The sequence below is a fragment of the Ligilactobacillus salivarius DSM 20555 = ATCC 11741 genome, from assembly GCF_001435955.1.
GTDB lineage: Bacteria > Bacillota > Bacilli > Lactobacillales > Lactobacillaceae > Ligilactobacillus > Ligilactobacillus salivarius.
This window is the reverse complement of the sequence record NZ_AYYT01000001.1, coordinates 109,596-124,515: the sequence shown is the minus strand read 5'-3', so window position 1 is coordinate 124,515 and position 14,920 is coordinate 109,596. Positions and strand designations below refer to the sequence as shown.

13 protein-coding genes, 1 tRNA gene and 1 other annotated feature are annotated in these 14,920 nt (G+C 31.7%); of the genes, 11 read left to right on the top strand and 3 right to left on the bottom strand.

Translation table 11 applies throughout. From position 1 onward, the window contains the following. The first annotated feature begins 10 nt into the window (after positions 1-10). Both FC55_RS00610 and recD2 read left to right on the top strand, forming a co-directional pair. Complete coding sequence (locus FC55_RS00610; RefSeq protein ID WP_003700130.1) at positions 11-679, top strand: tetratricopeptide repeat protein; 669 nt, start codon at positions 11-13, stop codon at positions 677-679. Next, positions 672-3,146, top strand: a complete 2,475-nt coding sequence (recD2, locus tag FC55_RS00605; RefSeq protein WP_003700131.1) for an SF1B family DNA helicase RecD2 — start codon at positions 672-674, stop codon at positions 3,144-3,146. The genes FC55_RS00610 and recD2 overlap by 8 nt, the downstream gene beginning before the upstream one ends. Before the next feature lie 386 nt (positions 3,147-3,532). Here recD2 and FC55_RS00600 read toward each other — a convergent pair. Next, a tRNA-Ser gene (locus tag FC55_RS00600) sits at positions 3,533-3,620 on the bottom strand. A 296-nt stretch (positions 3,621-3,916) separates the two neighbouring features. Further along, positions 3,917-4,402 (bottom strand): hypothetical protein, encoded by a 486-nt coding sequence (locus FC55_RS00590; protein ID WP_080563888.1) that lies wholly within the window; start codon positions 4,400-4,402, stop codon positions 3,917-3,919. A gap of 137 nt (positions 4,403-4,539) precedes the next feature. Here FC55_RS00590 and FC55_RS00585 point away from each other — a divergent pair, with 137 nt between their 5' ends. The 8 genes from FC55_RS00585 (at position 4,540) to greA (ending at position 12,682) form a co-directional block, all read left to right on the top strand. Then, positions 4,540-5,301: a TrmH family RNA methyltransferase gene (locus FC55_RS00585; RefSeq protein WP_003700134.1), complete on the top strand. Its 762-nt coding sequence runs from the start codon at positions 4,540-4,542 to the stop codon at positions 5,299-5,301. 108 nt (positions 5,302-5,409) lie between these two features. After that, a complete protein-coding gene (locus tag FC55_RS00580; protein WP_003700135.1) occupies positions 5,410-5,934 on the top strand; it encodes an HD domain-containing protein in 525 nt (174 codons plus the stop codon). Positions 5,935-6,075: 141 nt separating this feature from the next. Beyond that, positions 6,076-6,423 carry a winged helix-turn-helix transcriptional regulator gene (locus FC55_RS00575; RefSeq protein WP_003700136.1) on the top strand — a complete coding sequence of 116 codons (348 nt, stop codon included), beginning with the start codon at positions 6,076-6,078 and terminating at the stop codon, positions 6,421-6,423. 64 nt (positions 6,424-6,487) lie between these two features. Further along, positions 6,488-6,717: a binding site (T-box leader), on the top strand. A gap of 51 nt (positions 6,718-6,768) precedes the next feature. After that, on the top strand, positions 6,769-7,815 hold the full coding sequence (gene pheS / locus FC55_RS00570) for a phenylalanine--tRNA ligase subunit alpha (RefSeq protein WP_003700137.1): 1,047 nt from the start codon (positions 6,769-6,771) through the stop codon (positions 7,813-7,815). A 6-nt stretch (positions 7,816-7,821) separates the two neighbouring features. Further along, positions 7,822-10,239, top strand: coding sequence for a phenylalanine--tRNA ligase subunit beta (gene pheT, locus FC55_RS00565; RefSeq protein ID WP_003700138.1), 2,418 nt, complete (start codon positions 7,822-7,824; stop codon positions 10,237-10,239). Positions 10,240-10,391: 152 nt separating this feature from the next. Next, positions 10,392-11,531 carry an endolytic transglycosylase MltG gene (gene mltG, locus FC55_RS00560; RefSeq protein WP_003700140.1) on the top strand — a complete coding sequence of 380 codons (1,140 nt, stop codon included), beginning with the start codon at positions 10,392-10,394 and terminating at the stop codon, positions 11,529-11,531. Positions 11,532-11,553: 22 nt separating this feature from the next. Further along, on the top strand, positions 11,554-12,195 hold the full coding sequence (gene udk / locus FC55_RS00555) for a uridine kinase (protein WP_003700143.1): 642 nt from the start codon (positions 11,554-11,556) through the stop codon (positions 12,193-12,195). Positions 12,196-12,211: 16 nt separating this feature from the next. Further along, positions 12,212-12,682, top strand: a complete 471-nt coding sequence (greA, locus tag FC55_RS00550; protein ID WP_003700144.1) for a transcription elongation factor GreA — start codon at positions 12,212-12,214, stop codon at positions 12,680-12,682. Positions 12,683-13,188: 506 nt separating this feature from the next. On the opposite strand, the gene FC55_RS00540 is transcribed toward greA, so the two are convergent. Next, on the bottom strand, positions 13,189-14,151 hold the full coding sequence (locus FC55_RS00540; RefSeq protein WP_003700146.1) for a nucleoside hydrolase: 963 nt from the start codon (positions 14,149-14,151) through the stop codon (positions 13,189-13,191). A 254-nt stretch (positions 14,152-14,405) separates the two neighbouring features. Between FC55_RS00540 and FC55_RS00535 the strand changes: the two genes are divergently transcribed. Next, on the top strand, positions 14,406-14,918 hold the full coding sequence (locus FC55_RS00535) for a DUF3013 family protein (RefSeq protein ID WP_003700147.1): 513 nt from the start codon (positions 14,406-14,408) through the stop codon (positions 14,916-14,918). Positions 14,919-14,920 lie beyond the last annotated feature (2 nt).

Here is a 14,920-nt window from a genome sequence, read left to right as displayed (position 1 = left end):
TGGTGAAATAGTGGATAAAAATATTAAAAATAAGGCTGAAGAATTAATTAAAGATCTTATACAGAAAATAGATAATAATCCTTATGATGCGCAAGCGTATTATAATTTAGGAGTAGCTCTTAATGATGCTCATTCTTCTGAACAAGCAGAAGAACTATTTAAGAAAGCATTGAATATATTTGTTAATAGCAAAGAAAAATCATCACTTATGCATTATGGATTGGGAAATGTATATTATACTAATTCGATGTATGATAAAGCTATAGTGGAGTTTAAGAAAGTTCAATCTGAAAAGTTAAAACAAGATTCAATGTTAATGATGGCACAGGCATATTACGCTCAAGAAAATTATCCTCAAGCTATGATGTATGCATTAACAGTTTCTGAAAATACAAAACATAATGTAGATGCGATTTCTTTATTAGCATCATGTTTTATGGCTACAGGTGATTTGATTAATGCAAGAAAATACTATTTAAAGGCTTTAGAATATGACAAAGATAGTGCAGAAGTATTGTTTCAATTAGGAGTAATAGAACTTAGTTTGTCAGGAGAAGCAGATAAGTATTTTAATCGAGTTAAGAATTTGGATGATGAATATTACAAAAAAATGCAACAACGTTTGGCAGATGTTCAACGTTTCTTAATGACGCAAAAGAAAGGAAAATCTGATGAGTGAGGAATTAGATCTTTTTGACCAAGAAAGTAATGGTAAGTATCTTATAGGAACAGTAAATGCTGTCTATTTCGAGGCTTCTGATAGTTTTTATAAAGTTTTACAAATCTTGATTAAAGAAACTAATTTCGACTGGGATGATCAGAAAATAACCGTTACTGGAAGTTTTGCTAATATCCAAACAGATTCTTTATATCGATTTGAGGGAAATGTTGTAGAGCATCAACGTTATGGAAAACAATTCCAAGCTGAAAGTTACCAAATAGAATTACCTTCTACAAAAGATGGTGTAATTGCATATCTTTCGAGTGATGAGTTTGTTGGTATAGGTAAAAAGACAGCTGAAAAAATAGTAAAAAAATTAGGTATAGATGCTATTGACGTTTTAAACAATGATATGGATAAATTAGAAGAACTTGGATTATCTGAAAAGCAAAAGGATAGTATAAAAAAAGTTTTAAAGGAAAATTATGGAATTGATAAAATCATAATTGAACTTAATAGTTTAGGTTTTACTAGTACAATGGCTGGAAGGATTTATAATAACTATACAAATAGTACCTTGGAAATAATCCATGAAGATCCATACAGGTTATCCGTAGATATTGACGGAATTAGTTTTACTAAAGCAGATCAAATAGCACAACAATTTGGCTTTGCTAGTGATTCCCCTGGTAGAATTCGTGGAGCTATTTTTCAATCATTATATGATCTGACTTATGCTACAGGAGATACTTATGTTGAGTTAAAACCCTTAGTAACTGAAACCTTAAAGCTTCTTGAAAGTAATCGCAATGAAGCAATTGATCCACAATTAGTTGCAGATCAGTTAATTAAGCTTGCTGAAGAAGATAAAATTAAGTCTGATGATAATAAAGTATACAGTAGGACCTTTTTCAATGCTGAGTGGAATATAGCAGAGAATTTATATCGACTATTGAGATCGGGCAACAGTGATTTACCAAATAATGATACGTTATTAGATAAACTCTTAATAAAAGCTGAGGATCAATTGGGAATAGATTATGATAGTGAACAAAAAAGGGCGATAAAAGATGCAATTAAATCACCAGTTTTTCTGTTAACAGGTGGTCCAGGTACTGGTAAGACAACAATTATTAATGGAATTGTTGCAGTATATGCTTTATTAAACGACATAGATTTAGATATTGGTAAGTACGATAAAGATAATCCATTTCCAATATTGTTAGCTGCACCAACGGGACGAGCTGCTAAAAGAATGGCAGAATCGACGGGATTACCAGCTTCTACAATTCATAGAATGTTAGGAATAAATGCTCATGATGATAAGTTACCTGAAGATATTCAAGAACTTGAAGGTGCATTGTTAATTGTCGATGAAACATCTATGGTAGATACACTTATCATGGATTTATTGTTAAATAGTATTCCTAGTCATATGCAAGTTATTTTTGTGGGAGATAGAAATCAACTTCCATCAGTACAACCAGGACAAGTATTTTCTGATTTATTAGTTAGTGATACCTTACCTAAAAAAGAATTAACGAAAATCTATAGACAAGGTGAAGGTTCCTCAATAATTAATTTGGCACATTCAATAAAAAATGGAGAACTGCCGGTAGACTTCACTAAAGCACAATCTGACAGAGCATTTATTCCATGTGAAGCTGGGCAATTAACTTCTGCGGTTGAGCAAGTGGTAAAAGCTGCCTTGAATAAGGGAAATAGTAAAGATGATATTCAAGTATTAGCTCCAATGTATCGTGGTAATGCAGGAATTAATAAGTTAAATACTATTTTACAAGAATTATTGAATCCAGCTAAACCTCGACAAAAAGAAGTTATTTTTAATGAGCAAGTATTTAGAATTGGAGATAGAGTTCTTCATTTAGTGAATGATCCTGAAAACAACGTCTTCAATGGTGATATTGGAAAGATTGTGGGAATAAATATACCTAAAACTAAAAAAGATAAAAAGGGTGAACAGATAATAGCAGACTTCGATGGAAATGAAGTGACTTTTGATAAAAAGGATTGGATTAATTTGACGTTAGCTTACTGTATGTCCATCCATAAATCCCAAGGTAGTGAGTTTCCAATTGTAGTATTAGCAATGTTGCCACAATATCAAAGAATGTTTGCTAGAAACTTGTTATATACAGGAATAACTAGAGCTAAGCAAAAATTAGTTCTTTTAGGAAATATTTCTTCATTTAGACAAAGTGCAGAGATTATCTCTCTTAATAGAAAGACTGGATTATTGAAACGTATAAGAATGGAATTCGGAGTAGAAGAAAAACCAGTAGAAAAAACTGATAATGAAGAAGTTGCCGTGAATAATGACGAAAAACAAGATGCCACTGTTGAAGAAAAGGATGAACCGTTCATTTATAATGATGGTGTATTGACCATGGATATTATTGTTAATAACAAAGTTGATGCAATGATAGGTATGGATGATATAACACCTTATGATTTTATGAGATAATAAATATTGTTCGAAATGCTAAAAGCCTAGATTTTCAGATGAGTTTTAGAAAATAGTAGCACCAAAAACTGCTAGAAATTAGCGAGGTTAGTGACGTAGTTTCTAACAATTTTTAAGTTTTGAGACTTTTTAGTCAATTATTTAATGCTACAAACACATTGTATTATAATATGATGTAATGAAAGTATCTAATATCTTATAAAGAATGTAGGGTCTGCCTTATTGGCAGGCTCTTTTATCTTATAAAATGAATAATATGTGTGCAAAATGCGTGCAGACTTTTTTAAAATGTACTAAAACATATGAAAACTAAAAAAACACTTACAAACGTTATTAAGACAAGGTTTATAAGTGTTTTTAAAATTATTTAAATATTGTTCATAAAAAGGAGAGTACAGGATTTGAACCTGCGCACCAGTATAAACTGGCTCGCCGGATTTCGAGTCCGGTGCATTACCACTCTGCCAACTCTCCACAACAGGAATAGTATAGCAAAAAATTATTATTTAAGCAATACTTATCAATTTTAAGAAAAATTATCAATAAAGTCAAAAATAAAATGATATAATCTTCTCAAAGAGGTGTTTATATATGGGAATACTATTTTTAATACTTGGTATATGGATAGCGTGGAAGATTTTAAAAGTTGCAGGGAAATTATTTTATTGGATATTCTGTATTGCACTTTTCGTATGGCTAGTTTCACATATATGGTTACTTGGGCTTATTTTTATTGCAGCTATCGGTGGAATATACTCTCTGGCCAAAAGCTAATTTCTATGAGAAACTAATTCCCAACGAATACTAATATAATTTCCTAAAAAGTCGCCATGTTCTAGTTCAGGTAAAATTTCTGCCAATGAAACGTCGTAATTGACAGGAATTGGATTGACATCATAACGAGGACGACCGTACTTCTCAACGAAATCAGGATTGTTATAAAATTTCATTTCATGTTTAGTGATTGAATAACTATCCGAATTTTTTAATAGGTCTAATTTAAAACGAGGTCTAGGTATTAAACTATTAGGAATAATATTTAAGTAAACGAAAAATTCTGAAAAATCACCATTTTCAATTTTAAACTGGACAGGACTAATGATAGTTTGTAAAGCTGGTGACTTTGCAGGAATCGAAGGCATGTTTTGATCAGGTAAGTATGCATATGATGGATACGAAATATGAATTATATAAATGTATTCGTCGCTTTCGTCAGATACTAAAGCTCCATCAATAACTAATCTGTATAATTGCATCATCAAAACTCCTTAGTATTAATTAATTGTGATAATGATACGATAATTTTTAGAATATTTCAACTTAACAACCTTGTCGACAATATTAATTCATTCTATAATCTAATAGACAAATATATTAGAGGATGTGTAAATAATTGGAAATAACATCAACAAGTAATAGTAGAGTAAAAGAATGGAAGAAATTAAATACTAAAAAGGGAAGAAAAAAACAAAATAAGTATATTCTTGATGGTTTACATTTAGTGAAAGAAGCACTAAAAGCAAATAAGAAAGTTGAAGAATTGTTAATAACTTCTAAATTTGAGCATCTAAATGAAATAGAAATACCAGATGAAACTAAAGTGATTATGATTTCTAAGGAAGTTTCGAAAAGTATTTCAGAAACTCAAACGCCACAAGGAATTTTTGGAATTGTATCTATTGAAGAAGAAAAGATCACATATCCTCAAAAGGACGTAGGTGCTTGGTTAATGTTAGATGGTGTTCAAGATCCAGGAAATATTGGAACAATGGTACGTACTGCAGATGCTGCTGGTTTCTCTGGAGTAATCTTAGGAGAAGGGTCGGCAGATTTATATAATCCTAAAGTCGTAAGAGCAATGCAAGGGAGTCAATTTCATATTAAAGTTATTAATGATAATCTCTCTGGTTGGATTAGACATTTTAAAGATATGAAGGTCCCTGTTTTTGGAAGTGAACTTAACGAACATGCTAGAGAGTATACTAATGTCGGACAACATACTGATTTTGCTTTAGTTATGGGAAACGAAGGAAATGGAATAAGTAAAGAAATTCTAGAGATGACTTCAATTAATTTGTATATTCCAATAACTAATGCTGAATCACTAAATGTAGCGGTGGCTGCAGGCATATTAATGTTTGCTTTGAAGAAATAAATAAAAAAGTGTTAAGGTGTGCTAAGAATTATTGATTTTTCATAAAAAATCTGTATTATTATCTAGTAGTAGAGTACGAATAGATAATTAGTGAGGTAACGATACTATATGAAAGATAATATTTGGCGTAATGATGAAGAATATATGAGTTATGTCGGGAGCTTGTTGGAAACTAAAGAAGTTCAAAAACTTGCTAATTATACCCAACATCATTTTTCTACTCGTTTAGAGCATGTGATAACTGTTTCTTATGTAAGTTATCGAATTGCTAAGACATTAGGTTGGAATGCTAAAGCTGTAGCTCGTGCAGGTTTATTACATGATTTGTTCTATTATGATTGGAGAACTACAAAATTTGACCGTGGCACACATGCTTGGATTCATCCTAGAATAGCAGTTAGAAATGCAGAAAAATTAACAAAATTAAGTGATTTAGAAAAAGATATTATTATTAAACACATGTGGGGAGCTACATTGTGCCCTCCAAAGTATAAAGAAGGTTATATTGTAACTATTGTAGATAAGTACTCTGCTACAGCAGAATATTCAGAGCACTTAGTACAAAAAGTTGAAAAACTATTTAGAGGAAGAAAAAATAGTACAGCGTTTGACTTTGAAAAAGTAAGTAAATAGTGTAAAATGTCCTTAGGGCAGTATTAGTGGCCTTTGCTATAATGCAAAGGTTATTTTGTTAGATTTATTTACTTCTAGTAACAAATTAGATTTGACTAGTAAAGTATTGATTCAAAAATATATTTGGAAGGAGTGAACTTTATGCCAGTGGATACTGAAAATAAATACACACTTTGTCCTAAATTTACAAAGACTTTTGGAATCTTGGGAAGAAAATGGAACGGTTTGATTATTGAAGTTTTATTAGAAAAAGGCCCTCAAAGATTCAGAAATTTAGCTGATAGCGTTGATAAATGTAGTGACAGAGTGATGGTAGAAAGACTAAAAGAACTTGAAGACGAAGGTTTAGTAGAAAGAATGGCACAACCAGGTAGTACACGTGTCTTATATAGATTGACTCCCCAAGGTGAAGACTTGAAAGAAATTATGTCTGATATTCATAAATGGTCTGATAAATGGTATTCTGTCGAAGATTGTGCTAATAGTTAATTTTATTTCATTGATAAGCCCTTGACTAAAATCAGTAATATAGTTTAAACTAAAAAGCATAATATTAAAGATGTAGATGGAAAAGAGTAAGATAAGGTAATATTTTAAGAGAGAAATTAGTTTTGGTGAGATAATTTCAATATTTTTTATCTGAAGTTCACTTCCGGAATCGCTATCGGAATACGATTTAAGTTGAAAGATAGAACGTTGATGCTACGTTAAAGGCATATTAGAGTGTTGTTGTACAATTTTGTATAACAAAACAAGGGTGGTACCGCGAGCCTCGTCCCTTTTGGTAGGGATGAGGCTTTTTTATTTGAAAAAGTCAAAGAAAGGAACATAGCAATGAATCTTAAAGAAAAGCTTGCTGAGCTAAAAGAACAAGGATTAGCGGAAATAAAAGAAGCAAAAGACTTAAAGAAAATTAATGACATTCGTGTAAGTTTGTTAGGTAAGAAAGGTCCAATCACTGAAGTTTTACGTGGAATGCGTGATTTGAGTGCAGAGGAACGTCCAAAAGTGGGACAATTTGCCAATGCAATCAGAGATGAATTGACTCAAGCATTGGCTGATAAGAAAGATGAAATTGAAGTTATAAAAATGGCTAAAAAACTGGAAAAAGAAACAATTGATGTAACTTTACCAGGTGTGCCAGTAACTACAGGTAACACACATATTATTACACAAATAATTGATCAAATAGAAAAATTATTCTTGGGAATGGGATTTCAAGTTGTTGATGGTCCTGAAGTAGAAGAAGATCATTATAACTTTGAAATGCTTAACTTACCTCAAGATCATCCAGCACGTGATATGCAAGATACTTTCTATATTACTGAAAAGATTTTAATGAGAACTCAAACATCTCCTGTCCAAGCTCGTACAATGGAAAAACATGACTTTAGCAAGGGACCACTTAAAATGATTTCTCCAGGTAAGGTTTACCGTAGAGATACTGACGATGCAACTCATTCTCATCAATTCCATCAAGTAGAAGGACTTGTTATAGATAAGCATATTACTATGGCTGATTTAAAGGGTACTTTGCAATTAATTGCACGTACTATTTTCGGTGAAGATAGAGAAATCAGAATGCGTCCAAGTTATTTCCCATTTACAGAACCATCTGCTGAAATTGATGTTTCATGTTTTAAGTGTAATGGTAAAGGTTGTTCTGTATGTAAATACACTGGATGGATCGAAGTTCTAGGTGCTGGAATGGTACATCCTAACGTATTGGAAATGGCAGGAGTAGATTCCAATGTTTATGGCGGATTTGCATTCGGTTTAGGACCAGATAGATTTGCAATGTTGAAATATGGTGTAGACGATATCAGAGAGTTCTATCTAAATGATGTTCGTTTCTTAAGTCAATTTTCACAGAAGGGATAGTATAAAATGAAAGTTTCTACAAAATGGTTAAACGATTATGTAAAAGTAGATGATTTAGCTGTTGAAGAATTAGCTGAAAAAATTGAAAGAACAGCAGTTGAAGTGGATGAAACATACAGACTTGAAGAAGGATTAAAAAAGATTGTTGTCGGTAAAACTTTAGAAGTTGTAAAGCATCCAGATTCCGATCACTTAAATATTTGTCAAGTTGATGTAGGTGAAGATGAACCAATTCAAATTATATGTGGAGCTCCTAATATTGCTGCTAATCAAAAAGTTATCGTAGCACTTTCAGGTGCAAGAATTGCCGGGAATGTTAAAATTAAGCGCGGTAAAATGAGAGGTCAAGTATCTAATGGTATGATTTGTGCTTTACAAGAAATTGGCTTTTCAGAAAGTGTTGTTCCTAAAGAATATGCTGACGGAATTTATGTATTACCAGAATCTGCTGTTCCTGGAGAACCTGTATATAATTATCTAGGAATGGACGAAGATATAATTGACGTTGACGTAACACCTAACCGTGGTGATATGTTAAGTATGCGTGGAGTTGCACGAGATGTAGCTGCTGTTTATGGTAGAGAATTAACTTTACCAGTGGGAACTGTTAACGAAGATGATGGATTACATATTAAAGACTATTTGTCAGTAAAGGCAGATAAAGAATTAGCTCCAGCTTATAAACTACGAGTTATTGATAATGTTACTGTTAAACCTAGTCCTATGTGGTTACAAAAACGCTTATGGAATGCTGGTGTAAGACCTATTAATAATGTTGTTGATGTTACTAACTACATTTTGATGGATTATGGTCAACCACTTCATTCTTTTGATTACAACAAGATTAATTCAAAAGAATTAGTAGTAAGATTAGCTGAACAAGGAGAAAAAATCACAACTCTAGACGATCAAGAACGTGAATTACAATCTGGAGATATTGTTATTACTAACGGTAAGGATCCAATTGCTTTAGCTGGTGTGATGGGTGGAGCTAATACAGAAGTTGATGACAATACTACAACCGTAGTACTTGAATCTGCAATGTTTGATTCATCAAGCATCAGAAAAACTTCTCGTCGCGAAAATATTCATTCCGAAGCATCAATGCGTTTTGAAAGAGGGATTAATCGTGGAACAATCGAAGAAGCATTAGATTATGCTGCTAATTTGATTGCGGAATTAGGCGATGGTAAGGTAGCTACTGGAATTGCGCAAGAACAAGATATAGATGTTCAAGATACTACGGTAGAAATTTCATTAGAAAAAATAAATAATGTCTTAGGAACAGATTTATCAGTTGCAGATGTGACAGATATTTTTGAACGTTTAGGATTTAAGGTTGAAGAAAATGCTGGCGAATTTGTTGTAAATGTGCCTCCATTTAGATGGGATATTAGCATTCCTGCAGATTTAATAGAAGAAGTAGCACGTATTTATGGTTATGATAATATTCCAGCTACTTTACCAGTAGGTCCAACTACTCCAGGACACTATACTTACGAACAACAAGTAATTCGTAATACACGCGCAATTCTTGAGGCTTCTGGATTAACACAAGCTATTTCTTATGGGCTTACAACTAAAGTTAAAGCTGAGAGATTTGCTTTTGAACCAGCAATGAAGTCAACAGAATTAGATTTCCCAATGAGTTCTGATCATACAACAGTTCGAATGAACCTAATTTCTGGATTATTAGATGATGTTTCATACAATAAGGCTAGAAAAGTTGAAAATGTAGCTCTCTACGAACAAGGGAGAGTATTCTTCAGAGATGAAGATTCAGAACGACCAAGAGAAGTGGAACATGTTGCTGCAGCTATGACTGGATTAATTGAAGATGCAACTTGGCATGATAAGAAACGTCCGGTTGACTTCTATGTAATTAAAGGAATTGTTCAAAATCTATTGGATAAAGTAGGGGTTGGTTCTAGAGTTGTTTATACAGCTACGGCAGAACATGAGGAAATGCATCCAGGACGTACAGCAAATATTTATATTGATGGTGAATTTATTGGATTTGTTGGTGAAGTTCATCCAACTTTAGCTAAAGAATACAATTTAGATAGAGTTTATGTATTTGAATTAGACTTACAAAAAGTTATGGAACTTTCTAAAGATCTTGAAGTTTATGAACCAGTATCTAAATTCCCTGCAATTAAGCGTGATATTGCTTTACTAGTTGCTGAAGATATTCAAAACAGTGATATCATTAAAACAATCAAAGAAAATGGCGGGGCTAACTTAGCATCTGTAAATATCTTTGATGTTTATGCTGGTGAAAAGATTGACTTAGGATTCAAGTCTTTAGCTTATACTTTAACTTTCGAAAATAAAGAACGTACATTAACGGATGATGAAGTAAATAAAGCATTTGATAAAGTAGTTAATAAATTACAAGAAAATTATAAAGCTGTAATTCGTTAAGATTAAGTACAGAGTGTCGTTGAATCAAGAATAGATTTGACGACATTTTTTGAGAGTTTAATAATAAGACAAAATTCTAAATATAGATGAAAAAACGTATTAATTTTAGTATAATCATTAAGTAAGACTGTATAGTCTAAGGAGGAAAAACCTTGAAAAATGATAATACGAATTATCCAAGCCGTTCTGAAAAATTGAAAAAGCAACGTGGAATAGTTGGTAAAATTGTTTCATGGATTGTTGGAATTTTAGTGGTATTAGTAGTTTTGATGGGAGTGATGGGATATCAGTATATTCATTCTTCTTTACAACCATTGAATGCTAATAGTACTAAAAAAGTAGAAGTGAAAATTCCAATAGGAAGTTCCAATAAGCAAATTGGAGATATTTTAGAGAAAAATAATATTATTAAGAGTGGTATTGTTTTTGATTATTATGTAAAGACTAACAAAGTAGGTAATTTCAAAGCTGGATATTATCAATTAAGTCCGTCAATGACTTTGGATGAAATTGCAAAGAAATTACAACAAGGTGGTCAAAGTAATCCCCATTCTAATGGTACAATTCTAATTAAAGAAGGTGCTAGCATAGATCAAGTTGCTGATGTAGTTCAAAAGAATACTAAGTTTAAAAAGCAAGACTTTCTAAAGCTAATGAATGATGCAAACTTTTTGAATGAGTTAAAGAACAAATATCCGCAATTGCTATCTTCTGCTGTTGATGCTAAAGATACAAGATATAAGTTGGAAGGATATTTGTATCCTGCAACGTATACAGTTGGAAAGCATGATAATTTGAAAGCAGTAGTTGAACAAATGGTAGCTAAGACTAATATGGAAATGAAACCATATTTTGATAAAATTTCAAAATCAAAATATTCAGTTCAACAAGTTTTAACATTGGCATCGCTAGTAGAAAAAGAATATGGTAGTGCTGATGATAGAGGTAAAATTGCTGGAGTATTTGAAAATCGTTTAGAACAAGATATGCCGTTACAATCTGATGTAGCTATCCATTATGCTTTAAATAACAGTAAATCAACTGTATCATATGATGATTTAGAAGTTGATTCTCCATATAATCTCTATAAAAATAAGGGATTAGGCCCAGGACCATTTAATAATCCAAGTATTGATTCTGTAAAGGCTGTTTTAAACCCTGTTGATAAAGACAAAGGATATTTATATTTCGTAGCGAATATTAAGACAAAGAAAGTATATTTCTCTAAGACATATGCTGAACATCAAAAGAATGTTAAAAAGTTGCAAAAAGCAAATGGATATGAAAATTAATTAGTAGAGGGAGAGAATAATAATGGCAAATAGGGAAAACAAACCAGTAATAATAGGTGTAACAGGTGGATCAGGTTCTGGTAAGACAACAGTTAGTCGAGCAATTTTTGAACAACTACATGGTCACTCATTATTGATGTTACAAGAAGATTCTTACTATAATGATCAAAGTGACATGCCTTTTGAAGAACGCATAAAAACAAACTATGATCATCCTAATGCATTTGATACTGAGTTGTTAGTTAAGCAATTAAAAGATTTATTAGATTGGAAAACCATTGAAAAACCTATTTATGATTATACAGAGCATACTAGAAGTTCAGAGGTTGAAAAGGTTGAGCCTAAGGAAGTAATCATTCTAGAAGGTATTCTAGTATTGAATGATCCAGCTTTGAGAGACTTGATGGATATTAAAATTTTTGTAGATACTGACGATGATATCCGTATTATCAGACGTATTCAAAGAGATATCGAAGAACGTGGTCGCTCATTGCAATCAGTTATTGATCAATATAAATCAACTGTAAAACCAATGTACCATCAATTTATCGAACCAACTAAGCGTTATGCTGATATTATTGTCCCTGAAGGTGGAGAAAACCAAGTTGCTATTGACTTGTTAGTTACTAAAGTTAGAGATATTTTAAGAAAACGAGAAAAATAATTTTGAGGTGAATAAAATGGCAGAAAAAACATTTCCTATGACTTTAGAAGGTAAAGAAAAATTAGAACAAGAATTAGAAGAATTACGTACTACTAAACGTGCAGAAATTATTGAACGTATTAAGATAGCTCGTTCATTCGGTGACTTATCTGAAAACTCAGAATATGAATCTGCAAAAGATGAACAAGCATTTATGGAAGCTAGAATTAAAGAAATTCAAAATATGCTAAACCATGCAGAAATTATCGACAATAAGTCAATTGATGAAAATGAAGTTGCAGTAGGTAAGACAGTTACATTCCAAGAAGATGATGATGAACCAGAAACATATCAAATCGTAGGTGCTGCAGAAGCAGATCCATTTGAAGGTAAAATTTCAAACGAATCTCCAATTGCAAGTGGTTTAATTGGACATAAGTTAGGCGATGTAGTATCCATCGACACACCAGGTGGAACTATGCAAGTAAAAATTATTGATGTTAAATAATAACAAGTAAAGAATTATGAAAATCATAGCCTCTATCAATTTTTAATAGATGGTTATGATTTTTATTTTATATAGAAAAAAATAAAGCCCAAGTATATCTTAATTAATATACTCTGGGCTTTATCACTTTTCTTATAGTAAGGAAAGTATCCAGCAAGAAATAACACTGACCAAAATACTAAGTGACATTAGAATTAAATTTTCTTTTACAGTACCGATACTTCTTTGAATGTTATGTATGAATAGTACTAAAAAGAATAAACTAGAAAATAGAAATAAAAAATAAATAAATTGTAAAGAAGCAAAATAAATTAATATACAAAATGATACTAATAAAATAATATTTCTAGCGTTTTTATACCAAGACAAACTTCCAAAAAAAGCTACCTGATATGAAAATGTAGGAGTCTGAGCCAAACTATTAATTTTTAGCAGTGTTATTAAGAGCCAAAAAATGTATAAAGCTAAGCCGAGAAATACCAAGTCTAGCCCTCCTTAATAAGTTATTAATTAGCTTCTGCAAATAATTTAGTTAATTTTTCCATGAATTCATCTAAAAACTTATCTTTGTTAACACCAATTGCGGCTTTACTTATAGGATTTGGGTTGTTTACTTTAGTTTCATCCCCAATTGTTCTTCCTGCATAAGGGCCTTCAGTATCAACCTTCATATCTAAAGCAAGTGTTGTAACTAAAGATGGTTCGACGGCTACACCTACAGCTAAAGGATCATGAAGAGCACAACCACCAAGGTGTGGACTTGTTACTTTATATGCGTCAATGTAGTAGTCGACGATATCAGCATATTTTTGACCAGCAAATGTACCTAAGTCACGCCATTTTTGAGTTTCTTTTGTAGTTAACAAGGTACGAGTTGTAACGTCTAAACCAACCATAGTAAGAGGAATACCACTTCTAAATACAAAATCTGCTGCTTCAGGATCTTGATTAATGTTAGCTTCAGTAACAGGGTTAACATTACCAGGAACTGTTAAAGCACCACCCATGAGTGTTACGCGACCAACTAAATTAATAATTTCAGGATCCTTTTTGATAGCTGCTGCTAGATTAGTTAATGGACCAGTTGGAACAATTAAAAGCTTTTTACCATATTTGTGAGCTGCTTCAATAAAGAAGTCAGGACCATTCATAGTTTCAACTTTTCTTTTAGCAGTAGGAATTTCAACTTCTCCAATACCATTTTTACCGTGGATTTGAGCACTAATTGGCATAACATCGAAATGATCAGTAGTTGATGAATGAGATAGTCCTTGATAAACAGGAACTTCAGTATGTCCCAACATTTCAAGTAAATCTAAACTATTTTGTACACCTTGTTCAACTAAGATATTTCCGTATGATCCAACAATACCAATTAAGTCACTTTCAGGTGTTGCTAAAGCATATGCGATTGCTAGTGCATCATCAATACCGGTATCTAAATCTAAAATCATTTTATATTCAGCCATAAATAAGACTCCTTAAATATTTATTATGTTAATATTCGTTTTATTGTTATATTATATCATTTTTATACTTCATAATACTATGCTTAATTACAGGTTTTGTAAGGAAAATAAAGGAAATTAAAATTTAAAAACGAAAATTAATAGTAAAAATAAGAAAAATATAGAGATAAAGCTTAGTAAAATACGAATAATACAATAAAAGTTGGATAATGATAATATTATAATGTATTATAGAAAGTAAATATAAATAGGGTATGGGGGAAGTAAAATTGGTAGAAGCAGCGGATTTAAATTCTTTCTTAAAAGAAACAGTGAAAACACTAGATTTTGACGGTGATATATTCGTTAATTGGAATAAGAAAGATAGACAATTTGAAATAGAACTAACTTTTTATGCTGAAAATAAAGAGGCAGCTTTATTAACTGATACTTTAGGTGTGGAGTCAACTGAGCCAGTAGTTACTTTTGTAGATGAAATATTAATCTATGATAAAAATCGTGAGAAAAATTTTGATGCAGATGACTATTTGGTATGTTTGCCTTATGATGGTAAGAATGGTTGGTCTTTAGCAGAAGCAAAAGCCTTTGTATCATATTTACAAATAGTATTGGATAATGGTGAGTCAGATTTATTAGATTTCCTAACAGATGATGAAAAAGAAATTTTTGAATTGGTCTGGTCTGAAGATGAGTATAAAAAGATTATTGATTCAAATATGCTAAGTTTACCTAATCCAAATAATAGGATTAAATACCCTAAGTTTTAGAA

Bases quoted from the DNA above. Each gene is read 5' to 3' on its own strand.
- recD2 (WP_003700131.1), top strand. From the start codon at position 672: ATGAGTGAGGAATTAGATCTTTTTGACCAAGAAAGTAATGGTAAGTAT.
- FC55_RS00590 (WP_080563888.1), bottom strand. From the start codon at position 4,402: ATGCAATTATACAGATTAGTTATTGATGGAGCTTTAGTATCTGACGAA.
- FC55_RS00580 (WP_003700135.1), top strand. From the start codon at position 5,410: ATGAAAGATAATATTTGGCGTAATGATGAAGAATATATGAGTTATGTC.
- FC55_RS00575 (WP_003700136.1), top strand. From the start codon at position 6,076: ATGCCAGTGGATACTGAAAATAAATACACACTTTGTCCTAAATTTACA.
- pheS (WP_003700137.1), top strand. From the start codon at position 6,769: ATGAATCTTAAAGAAAAGCTTGCTGAGCTAAAAGAACAAGGATTAGCG.
- pheT (WP_003700138.1), top strand. From the start codon at position 7,822: ATGAAAGTTTCTACAAAATGGTTAAACGATTATGTAAAAGTAGATGAT.
- udk (WP_003700143.1), top strand. From the start codon at position 11,554: ATGGCAAATAGGGAAAACAAACCAGTAATAATAGGTGTAACAGGTGGA.
- greA (WP_003700144.1), top strand. From the start codon at position 12,212: ATGGCAGAAAAAACATTTCCTATGACTTTAGAAGGTAAAGAAAAATTA.
- FC55_RS00540 (WP_003700146.1), bottom strand. From the start codon at position 14,151: ATGGCTGAATATAAAATGATTTTAGATTTAGATACCGGTATTGATGAT.
- FC55_RS00535 (WP_003700147.1), top strand. From the start codon at position 14,406: ATGGGGGAAGTAAAATTGGTAGAAGCAGCGGATTTAAATTCTTTCTTA.